General features: G+C 30.7%; 12 protein-coding genes and 1 pseudogene. 3 read left to right on the top strand and 10 right to left on the bottom strand.

The annotated features are described in order from the left end of the window. Window positions 1-113: 113 nt before the first annotated feature. The 4 genes and pseudogenes from Q0075_RS05000 to Q0075_RS04985 form a co-directional block, all read right to left on the bottom strand. On the bottom strand, window positions 114-1193 hold the full coding sequence (locus Q0075_RS05000; protein WP_297868550.1) for a PD-(D/E)XK nuclease family protein: 1080 nt from the start codon (window positions 1191-1193) through the stop codon (window positions 114-116). 317 nt (window positions 1194-1510) lie between these two features. Then, a complete protein-coding gene (locus Q0075_RS04995) occupies window positions 1511-2272 on the bottom strand; it encodes a TIGR02757 family protein (RefSeq protein WP_297868549.1) in 762 nt (253 codons plus the stop codon). An 85-nt stretch (window positions 2273-2357) separates the two neighbouring features. Next, window positions 2358-2858 (bottom strand): annotated as a pseudogene (locus Q0075_RS04990) (DUF2400 domain-containing protein); the annotation flags it as partial. Between the two features lies 1 nt (window position 2859). Continuing rightward, complete coding sequence (locus Q0075_RS04985) at window positions 2860-3525, bottom strand: ABC transporter ATP-binding protein (protein ID WP_297868548.1); 666 nt, start codon at window positions 3523-3525, stop codon at window positions 2860-2862. A 278-nt stretch (window positions 3526-3803) separates the two neighbouring features. Here Q0075_RS04985 and msrA point away from each other — a divergent pair, with 278 nt between their 5' ends. Genes msrA through Q0075_RS04970 form a run of 3 tightly spaced genes read left to right on the top strand, consistent with a single transcriptional unit; the run spans window position 3804 to window position 5376 of the window. Beyond that, complete coding sequence (gene msrA, locus Q0075_RS04980) at window positions 3804-4331, top strand: peptide-methionine (S)-S-oxide reductase MsrA (RefSeq protein ID WP_297868551.1); 528 nt, start codon at window positions 3804-3806, stop codon at window positions 4329-4331. 15 nt (window positions 4332-4346) lie between these two features. Next, window positions 4347-5015 (top strand): GTP cyclohydrolase I FolE, encoded by a 669-nt coding sequence (gene folE / locus Q0075_RS04975; RefSeq protein ID WP_111565677.1) that lies wholly within the window; start codon window positions 4347-4349, stop codon window positions 5013-5015. Window positions 5016-5061: 46 nt separating this feature from the next. After that, window positions 5062-5376 (top strand): hypothetical protein, encoded by a 315-nt coding sequence (locus Q0075_RS04970; RefSeq protein WP_297868547.1) that lies wholly within the window; start codon window positions 5062-5064, stop codon window positions 5374-5376. 11 nt (window positions 5377-5387) lie between these two features. On the opposite strand, the gene Q0075_RS04965 is transcribed toward Q0075_RS04970, so the two are convergent. The 6 genes from Q0075_RS04965 to Q0075_RS04940 form a co-directional block, all read right to left on the bottom strand. Beyond that, window positions 5388-5720: a DUF6787 family protein gene (locus Q0075_RS04965; RefSeq protein ID WP_297868546.1), complete on the bottom strand. Its 333-nt coding sequence runs from the start codon at window positions 5718-5720 to the stop codon at window positions 5388-5390. Between the two features lie 3 nt (window positions 5721-5723). Continuing rightward, window positions 5724-6155, bottom strand: coding sequence for a DUF6146 family protein (locus tag Q0075_RS04960; RefSeq protein ID WP_291110524.1), 432 nt, complete (start codon window positions 6153-6155; stop codon window positions 5724-5726). A gap of 81 nt (window positions 6156-6236) precedes the next feature. After that, window positions 6237-7193, bottom strand: a complete 957-nt coding sequence (locus Q0075_RS04955) for a D-2-hydroxyacid dehydrogenase (protein WP_297868545.1) — start codon at window positions 7191-7193, stop codon at window positions 6237-6239. A 47-nt stretch (window positions 7194-7240) separates the two neighbouring features. Beyond that, window positions 7241-8311: a 3-phosphoserine/phosphohydroxythreonine transaminase gene (gene serC / locus Q0075_RS04950; protein WP_297868544.1), complete on the bottom strand. Its 1071-nt coding sequence runs from the start codon at window positions 8309-8311 to the stop codon at window positions 7241-7243. Between the two features lie 134 nt (window positions 8312-8445). Continuing rightward, entirely contained in the window at window positions 8446-8928 is a 483-nt protein-coding gene (locus tag Q0075_RS04945; protein ID WP_297868543.1) for a hypothetical protein, read from the bottom strand. Continuing rightward, window positions 8925-9679, bottom strand: a 755-nt coding sequence (locus Q0075_RS04940) for an acyl-CoA reductase (protein ID WP_297868542.1), incomplete at its 5' end; no start/stop codon positions are given. The genes Q0075_RS04945 and Q0075_RS04940, both read right to left, overlap by 4 nt.

Genomic DNA, 9679 nt, shown 5'->3' with positions numbered 1-9679 from the left:
TTTCCTCATTTAAACTTGGATATTTATTCTTCTTGTAATACAGCTTGGTTGGACAAGTTTGAGCAACCTTGAAATCGGATTTGGAGAGGTAGTGCATGAAATATTTTTAAAAATTAAACAACTCTTATTTCGGAAATTATTTGATTTATTTGGTGAACAAATTCTTCATCATTAATCTCATTAAATTTTATTTCTTTTTCAAGTATTACTAATCGATTATCATCATTTCTCTTAAATGAATATTTGTTTTTTTTAATATATAGTCTTTCAAGTATCTCATCATTTTCAGAAATATTGTTTTTTCTATTTTTTCTTACATAAAGAAGTATTGTCATTCTATCAAACTCAAAATGAATAGGCAACCAAACCATTTTTTGTTCAATATTAAATTCTAATACAATAGTATTTTTGGCCCAAATAAATATATTAGAAAACTTAACTTTATTATTTAATTGTTCTTCATTATAAATTTCTAATAGCGAAGATAAACCTTTAACTTTTTTCGATAATGAATTTTCAAGCTCATTATTTTCTTTAATTAATTCATTAATTTCAACTTTATTTTGAATGTAGAAATCGAGAAAATGTTTATTATGTATTTTCATTTTGGTAAGATTTTCAATCGTTTGTATAAAATCAATTAAGAATGTTGTATATTGATTATTTGTAGTTACAAAATATACCCCTAAATTTTGCTTTAGCTTTTGAAAGAATTTGTCATATGTAATTGAAATAAAAGGTATGTTAGGTTTTTCTTCTTTTAATGACAGGACAATAAAATGAGAATGTGTTTTTTTGTCAGGATATAGTTTATAAATTTCTTCTTCGTATTTTTTAAGCTCATTATTAAGAATGTGATAGATTTTATTTTCTATTGTAATCACAAGTTCATTGCACTCAATGACAATGTCAATTCTCTTTTGTTCATCTATATATAATTCACGTTTAATTTGAATAGTTTCAATGTCAAATTTACCTAACAATGATTCATCATAGCATTCAATAAAGGACTTTAATACTAAATCTTGTAAACCATGACTTTCATTGGTATTAAAAAAATAGGCTAAAATATTACTACAAACATTTTCAAAATGAGGCTGACCAGCTATTTCTAAATATGTAGGCAGTACAACTTCAGCCTTCGGTAACTTACTGAATTCTTGAATTAATTTTTCAAATTTTATAATATCCATAGATACATTGTATATTTTTTCTTAAATCCAAATATATAATTAATTATTTGGAAATTCTTTAATAAGTTAGATAATTGAATATTATTTATGATAGAGCCATAATAATACAAACCAATTTTGCTTACAGGTTCACATCCTTTGAAATTATTTGTATTACCAATATTCTTGATGATGTCCATTGGGATAAAGCTGAACAATCATTGATATATGAAGATGATAAAAAGTACGATAAAATAACCATTCATCACTACATGAGTGATGGGGATATTATTGAAAGAGTGTTTTGGTTTGATATTACGGAGTGTTTTGAAAAGTAATTAAAAACTCTCAAAAATTCCCAATCCAAATAAAGCAAAATCGTATTTAACTGGGTCTATTGGGTCTAGTTCTCTTAGAGATTTATCTAGTTCTTCGAGTGCTTTTACATCGTTGGTTTTGCGTTTTAGCAATCCTAATTTTCGTGCCACATTTCCCGAATGTACATCTAATGGACATGAAAGCTTAGCTGGATTAATATCCCAAATTCCAAAATCTACTCCTTTGTTGTCTTTGCGACATAACCACCTTAGGCTCATATTTATTCTCTTAGCAACACTTCCTTTCATAGGGTCAGCGACATGTTTTCTTGTTCTTTGTGGATGTTCAATTTCAAAGAAAATTTTATTTAACTCATGAATTGCTGGTTGTAATGAATCAAGAGTTTGGTGTTTAATAAAAATTGATTCTAAACCATTATGATTAGTATAAATGTGTTTTAATGCTTTTATGAAGTATATAAAATCTTCACCATTAAAAGTACGATGTACAAATGATTCAAGTCGTTTAAGTTGATGTTCTTTATGTGAAATTACAAAATCGTAAGGTGAGTTTCCTAATAAATCCATCATTCGATGACCATTCTTAGTAATTATTTTACGATTACCCCAAGCAATGGAGGATGCCAGAAAGCTGGCTATTTCAACATCTTGTTTAAAAGAGTAACGATGTGGTACACTTATTGGGTCAGGTTCAATAAAGTCGATTGTATTGAATTGATTAACCTTACTATCTAAAAACTCTTTAAGTTCTAAAGTACTCAAAAACATATGTATATTTGTGTCTATTAATGCCTCAAATTTACAATTAATGATTTAATATTTCTACCACACTAATTACCCGTAATTACATGTTGATTCTCTTTGCAGCCGAACCACTTAAAGGATCTGAAATGTGTTTTTCAGTTCTGGACAAATGCGGAATTTCAAAAAACAATTGCTTAAATTCCGAAATCGTATGTTGCATCGTTGGATTTTGTTTCGAGAAAACCGCTTCTAATCCGTTATGATTTTGATAAATGTGTTTTAATCCTTTTATAAATCCGACAAAATCCTTTCCGTTAAAAGTACGATGCACGAAATTTTCTAATGATTCTAATTGCGATTCCGAATAATTCATGACAAAATCATAAGGTGAATTTCCCATCAAGTCCATCATCTTCTTAGCATTGTTGATAATCATTTTCCGATTTCCCCAAGCAATAGTGGCGGCTAAAAATCCAGCAATTTCAATATCTTCTTTCAAAGAATACAAATGTGGAATTTGAATCGGGTCGCTTTCAATGAAATTGGGATTGTTGTACAACTCAACTTTTTCATCAAGAAATTCTTTTAACTCGGATTGTGTCATCTTAAGAACTTACAATATTCCCATCTACCATCGTTAATTTTCTATCTGCCATATTGGCTAATTCTTCGTTATGTGTAACAATTACGAAGGTTTGTCCGAATTCATCACGTAGTTTGAAGAACAATTCGTGTAAGTTTTCGGCCGTATGCGTATCTAAATTTCCAGATGGTTCATCGGCAAAAATAACGGCTGGTTTGTTGATTAAAGCTCTCGCAACTGCAACACGTTGTTGTTCACCACCTGAAAGTTCGCTGGGTTTGTGATGTGTTCTTTCGGCTAACCCTAAATAGGAAAGTATTTTTTTTGCTTCGGTTTCTACTTCTTTTTTATCACGATTGGCTATAAATCCTGGAATACAAACATTTTCTAAAGCTGTGAATTCCGGTAATAATTGGTGAAATTGAAAAATGAATCCCAAATGTTGGTTACGAAATTTAGAAAGTTCTTTGTCTTTTAAATTCAAAACAGATGCTCCATTTATTTCTAAAATCGTATTGTTTTGTTTTGCAGGTAAATCTAAAGTACCTAAAATTTGAAGTAAAGTCGTTTTTCCAGCGCCTGAAGCACCAACAATAGAAACGATTTCTCCTTTTTTTATGTGCAAATCCACTCCTTTTAAAACATGAAGCGAATCGTAATATTTATGTAGATTTTTAGCTGTAATCATAACCAAACATTTCTACAAAGAAACAAAGATTTTTGGCTAATAAAAAAACTATTGTACATCTATTCGCGTATTTCAAATAATAAAGTTTAGTTAAATTAGATTTTGTGTTTAATTTTTTAGTAAATTTGTTAAACAAAATAACCGATACATTTATGAGAAATGCAATTAAAGCGGTATCATTGGTTTTGAGTTTTGTTTTTAGTTCGTGTACAGCTAAAGAAAAACCAGTAGTAAAAGAGGAATTTAAAGAACCGATTAAAGTAAAAGTGAAAGAAGGTATGGAAGTTGCAACATTTGCTGGAGGCTGTTTTTGGTGTACCGAAGCAGTTTTCTTAGAAATAAAAGGGGTTGAAAAAGTAGTTTCGGGATATATTGGTGGGAAAACGGTTAATCCAACCTACAAAGATATTTGTACAGGAGAAACAGGTCATGCAGAAGCCATTCAAATTACGTTTAATCCAAATGAAGTGGCGTATGAAGATTTATTAGAAGTTTTCTTTGGAACTCACGATCCAACAACATTAAATCGTCAAGGAGCTGATGTGGGAACACAATACAGAAGTGCCATTTTCTATCATTCAGAAGCTCAAAAAACAAAAGCGGAAAACTACATTCAATTATTAGAAAAAGAAAAGTTGTACGATAAAAAGATTGTGACAAAAGTATCATCGGCTACTATTTTTTATCCTGCTGAAGATTATCATCAAAATTATTACAATCAGAATTCAAGTCAAGGCTATTGCCAAATGGTGATTGCACCGAAATTAGAAAAATTGCGCAAATATTATAAATCGAAATTAAAATAGAAGGGAAAAATTGCTATGAACACTACTATTGAAAAAGAAATATTCGACATTATCGGTGATAATCACCAAATGACATCGGTTGAAACCCCGTTACGACCAGATGCTTTTTATAAATCAGATGCGGAAAAGATGGAAGTTATTGAACACCATTTTGAAATCATCATGAAAGAATTAGGTTTAGATTTAACCGATGATAGTTTGCAAGGAACACCGCATCGTGTGGCAAAAATGTTTGTGCAAGAAATTTTTTCGGGATTGAATCCAGCGAACAAGCCAAAGATTTCGGTTTTTGATAATTCGTATCAGTATGATAAAATGTTGGTTGAGGCGAATATTAGCTTCAATTCTACTTGCGAACACCACTTTTTGCCGATTGTTGGAAAAGCGCATATTGGTTACGTCTCTTCTGGAAAAGTTATTGGTTTGTCAAAATTGAATCGTATCGTAGATTATTACGCAAAACGTCCACAAGTACAAGAACGAATGATTATGCAAATTTTCAACGAATTGAAATCAGTTTTAGAAACAGATAACGTTATTGTGGTGATGGAAGCAACGCATTTGTGTGTATCAAGTCGAGGTATTAAAGATGAAAGCAGTTATACTTCAACTTTACAATATGGTGGTGTTTTCAATCAAAAAGAATTCCGCGACGATTTCTATAAAATGATTCACAAAGAATAATTTGGCATCTATTTTGTACATTCATAATGGAATTTACAAAATAAAAATGATAGAAAAAACAATTAATAATTCAATTCAACCCGTAAAGAGTGATAAAACCTCGAAATTAATTTTGAGTTTATTGTTTGACGGAATTGGAATGTTGTCTTATGTGCTTCCTATTTTTGCAGAAGTGACCGATTTAGTTTGGGCACCCATATCAGGGATATTATTAATGACAATGTATAGAGGAACAATTGGGAAATTAGCTGGTTTTTTTGGCTTTATTGAAGAATGGGTTCCATTTATAGATTTTGTACCAACATTTACTATAACTTGGTTTTACACTTACGTCATCAAAGGCGGAACAGGACAGGAATAAAAAAAGGAGCTTTATTGCTCCTTTTTTAGTTTAGAATCTATATATTCTCCTATAAAACCTAATTTCATTTTGCCAAGCATCTTCTTTTCAAACTCCCAAAAGAAATTAAACTGTCCAAATAAAGCGCCAATTAAAACAAGTAATACTTGATAAGCTGGAAATATAATTATTAACCTGATGGGCCAATAAATCCAAAGAGATAGATTATCTTTAGTAATACTAAGAAAGTCTGTTAATGGTTTTGAAAGATAAGCTGCTGTTGAGCCTGTTATTGCAAATACAATAAAGATTAGTGTTAATTGCCAATTGGAAGTAACATTCCAACGCTCTTTGAGTTTTTTCATAAATTAAATTCGGGGAGTATAACCTCCTAGCTGTTGTTTATTTGTAATTTGAAAATAGACTAAGTAGTAATATAACATATAATTAACATCATATCCATAATCAATATTAGTTTGATAATCTATAGTCATTTCATATAGATTAGGGTTATATTGTAGCGGTAGCATTGCTCGTCTATTCCATTCAGAAACCCAAATTCTATTGTGTGATTCCAGATAATTTTGTGAATAATAATTTTTTGGTTTAGCATGACCATTAAACCAAGAACTAAATCCAGGGTCAATTATTATGACTTCGTATTCAATTTTATCATTTGCAATTCTAATGGTATCGTTTTCTATTTTTTGGATCTTATCAAATGTTTTATTTTCCTGAGAAGTTTTACAGGCTAATAAAAGCATTGATGAAGTGATTAATAGTATTAGAAATTGTTTCATTTACTTATGAATTTGAGAGTATAAAGATAAAAAAAAGCACCGATTTAATCGATGCTTTTAACATTAGAAAAATATATAACTTTAATTATTCTTTAATAAGCTAATAATTTGTTCAGCTAATTCAGTTCCAATTCTATCTTGTGCTTCCATAGTTGCTGCACCAATATGAGGGGTCAAGGAGATTTTAGAATGCATAAGAATTTGAATTTCTGGGTTAGGTTCGTTTTCAAAAACATCTAAACCAGCAAATAATACTTTTCCTTCATCTAAAGCTTCAATTAAAGCTACTTCATTGATTACGCCACCACGAGCACAATTTACGATTCCTACATTGTCTTTCATTAATTGAAATTCTTCTTTGTCAATTACATAACCCTCTTGCGCTGGAACGTGTAACGTAATAAAATCAGAATGTTTGATTACATCTTCAAGAGATTCTGTAACAATCTCCACATTGATAAATTGTCCGTTATAGAAATCCACACGAATTACCGCTTCGCTTACATATTTATCGGCAGCAATTACTTTCATTCCTAATCCTAAAGCCATTTTTGCAACTGCTTGACCAATACGTCCAAATCCAATAATTCCAATGGTTTTTCCTCTTAGTTCAATTCCGTTTGCATAGGCTTTTTTCAATCCGTCGAAATTAGTATCACCTTCTAATGGCATGTTTCTATTCGCATCGTGTAAGAATCTTACTCCAGTGAATAAATGAGCAAAAACCAATTCCGCCACACTTTCAGATGACGAAGCAGGTGTATTGATTACGTGTAATCCTTTTTCACGAGCATAAGCCACATCAATATTGTCCATTCCAACACCTCCACGACCAATGATTTTTAATCCTGGACAAGCATCAATGATATCTTTTCTGACTTTTGTAGCACTACGAACCAATAAAACTTTTACATCGTTTGTATTGATAAAGTTAGCTACTTGTTCTTGAGCTACTTTAGTAGTGATTACTTCAAAACCTCCTTTTTCTAAAGCTTTGATGCCACTTTTTGAAATTCCGTCGTTTGCTAAAACTTTCATTTTATTTTTATTTTTTATGCTAGTTACTATTTACTAGTCACTAATTATTAAATTTTATTTTCTAATTCTTTCATTACATCAACCAAAATCTGAACGCTTTCAATAGGTAAAGCATTATACATCGAAGCTCTATATCCACCAACCGAACGATGTCCAGCTAAACCAGAAATTCCAGCTGCTTTCCACATGCTGTCAAATTTTTCTTGATGTGCTTCATCATTTAATAAGAACGTAACATTCATATTACTTCTGTCTTTTTTAGCGGCAGTTCCTTTGAATAATGGATTGCGGTCGATTTCGTTGTAAAGTAGATTTGCTTTAGCTTCATTGATTTTTTCAATAGCTGCTATTCCACCTAATTTTTTCAACCATTGTAAGGTTAAAAGCGATGCGTATACTGGAAATACTGGTGGTGTATTGTACATACTTTCTTTAGAAACATGTTGTTGGTAATCTAACATACTTGGAATCATTCTTCCTGTTTTTCCTAAGATTTCAGTTTTTACCACTACTAATGTTGCTCCAGCTGGTCCCATATTTTTTTGAGCTCCCGCATAGATTAAATCAAATTTTGAAAAATCTAATACACGTGAAAAAATATCCGAACTCATGTCACATACTAAAGGAACATTCACTTCTGGAAATGATTTCATTTGGGTTCCAAAAATGGTATTGTTACTTGTGCAGTGAAAATAATTTGCATCAGCAGGAACGCTATAATCTTTTGGAATGTGATTGTAATTTTCTGATTTTGATGAGGCTACAACAACCGTTTCTCCAAAAAGTTTTGCTTCTTTGATAGCGCCGCTTGCCCAAGTTCCTGTGTCTAAATAAGCTGCTTTTCCATCAACTTTCATTAAATTGTAGGGTACCATTAAAAATTGCATGCTTGCTCCACCACCTAAAAATAATACTTCGTACCCTTTTCCTTCTAAGTTTAAAAGTTCTAAAACTAAGGCTCTAGCTTCGTCCATTACAGCTACGAAATCTTTACTACGGTGTGAAATTTCTAAAATAGATAATCCGGAGTTGTTGAAATCTAAAATAGCTTGTGCCGATTTTTCAAATACTTCTTGAGGAAGTATACATGGACCTGCACTGTAGTTGTGTTTTTTCATTGTAGTTATTTATTTAAAGGTCAAATTTCGGAATTCTTAAATAAAAAAATGACTTAAATGCTACAATAATTATGAGATGTTATTAACAAAAACGATTTAGTTAAAATTCTTTTGTAAAAATTATAAATTAATAATTATTTGTCCTTTTTTTTATTAAATAAGTAAAGATTGTTTTTGAAAGCAAAAAAATCATCTTTCGCTTTTACTAAATGTCTAATTTGAATTTTTTTACCTGAAATTGTAGTTATAATTAAATTTTCACCAAGTTCACCTCCATATCCAATACTCGTTATATCGGTTGATTGTATACGATCTATTTCTTTCCAATCTAAGTTTATTGCTTCATTATCAGTTATAAAGTCGGTTTTAATCCATTTCATGTTTAAACCGCTTTCAGATAGCGTCCATTCCATAATACCTTCGCCCGTTCTTTTATTTAAATAGTAAAATAGTGGCAGAAATAGGATAAGGAATAAAACAAAAAAGACGAATAATCCAAGCTTATCTAGTTTTATAAAATTATTTAATGTGAATACAGAAATCCCGTAAAGTATAAAGAACACAATAAACCAAAAATTTTCAATTGATCTAGATGCTGTTTTTACAACAAATTTCATTTCAAGCTATTTAAAAATGCCAAAGTATCTACATTATCAGCATAATCCCAAAGTTTTGGTTGTTGGGTTTGACCAAAAGCTACTGAATTAGGAATCAAATCTTTAGATACAATACACTGAATTTGGTCTGCGTCATTTTGTAGACGAGACTTAACATTTTCTAAATTCTCATAGAATTCATAAAATACCGATGAAATAGGAGATGAGTAACTTGAATCTTCTTTTATAGTCATGAATTCATTGTCAAGAATTTGGAAATTACTCATTAAGAAAACCGCTTTGTTGTAATCGTAATTATTCGCATACTTTTCGTAGTGAATCACATCACGATATTCGTACATCGCTTTAAAGAAGGCTTCAAAAGTATATCCTTTTGGAACAAAAAGTTTAGAAACATTACGACATCCCAAACCAAAATATCTAAAAATATCTTCTCCTAAACCCAATAGATCTTCATGCGATTCCGTTCCATTTAAAACCGCAACCGAATTTCTATTTTTACGAATAATACTCGGTTTCTCTTTGAAATAATATTCAAAATAACGCGCTGTGTTGTTGCTTCCAGTAGCAATTACAGCATCAAAACCTTCTAATTTGCCTTCCACAAACGTTATTTTTGAGTTAAGTTTTGGCTCAATAGTAATCAAATATTTCGCTAAAAATTTTAATAAATGTTGGTCGTTAGATGAGGTTTTAACCAATACATCATGACCCGAAATCAATACCGAAAGAAAATCATGAAAACCCACTA

The organism is uncultured Flavobacterium sp., from assembly GCF_937967675.1.
Taxonomy (GTDB): Bacteria; Bacteroidota; Bacteroidia; order Flavobacteriales; family Flavobacteriaceae; genus Flavobacterium.
The sequence above is the reverse complement of the archived record's forward strand: the minus strand, read 5'-3'. Positions and strand labels throughout refer to the sequence as shown.

Bases quoted from the DNA above. Each gene is read 5' to 3' on its own strand.
- Q0075_RS05000 (WP_297868550.1), bottom strand. From the start codon at position 1,193: ATGGATATTATAAAATTTGAAAAATTAATTCAAGAATTCAGTAAGTTA.
- Q0075_RS04985 (WP_297868548.1), bottom strand. From the start codon at position 3,525: ATGATTACAGCTAAAAATCTACATAAATATTACGATTCGCTTCATGTT.
- msrA (WP_297868551.1), top strand. From the start codon at position 3,804: ATGGAAGTTGCAACATTTGCTGGAGGCTGTTTTTGGTGTACCGAAGCA.
- folE (WP_111565677.1), top strand. From the start codon at position 4,347: ATGAACACTACTATTGAAAAAGAAATATTCGACATTATCGGTGATAAT.
- Q0075_RS04970 (WP_297868547.1), top strand. From the start codon at position 5,062: ATGATAGAAAAAACAATTAATAATTCAATTCAACCCGTAAAGAGTGAT.
- Q0075_RS04965 (WP_297868546.1), bottom strand. From the start codon at position 5,720: ATGAAAAAACTCAAAGAGCGTTGGAATGTTACTTCCAATTGGCAATTA.
- Q0075_RS04960 (WP_291110524.1), bottom strand. From the start codon at position 6,155: ATGAAACAATTTCTAATACTATTAATCACTTCATCAATGCTTTTATTA.
- Q0075_RS04955 (WP_297868545.1), bottom strand. From the start codon at position 7,193: ATGAAAGTTTTAGCAAACGACGGAATTTCAAAAAGTGGCATCAAAGCT.
- serC (WP_297868544.1), bottom strand. From the start codon at position 8,311: ATGAAAAAACACAACTACAGTGCAGGTCCATGTATACTTCCTCAAGAA.
- Q0075_RS04945 (WP_297868543.1), bottom strand. From the start codon at position 8,928: ATGAAATTTGTTGTAAAAACAGCATCTAGATCAATTGAAAATTTTTGG.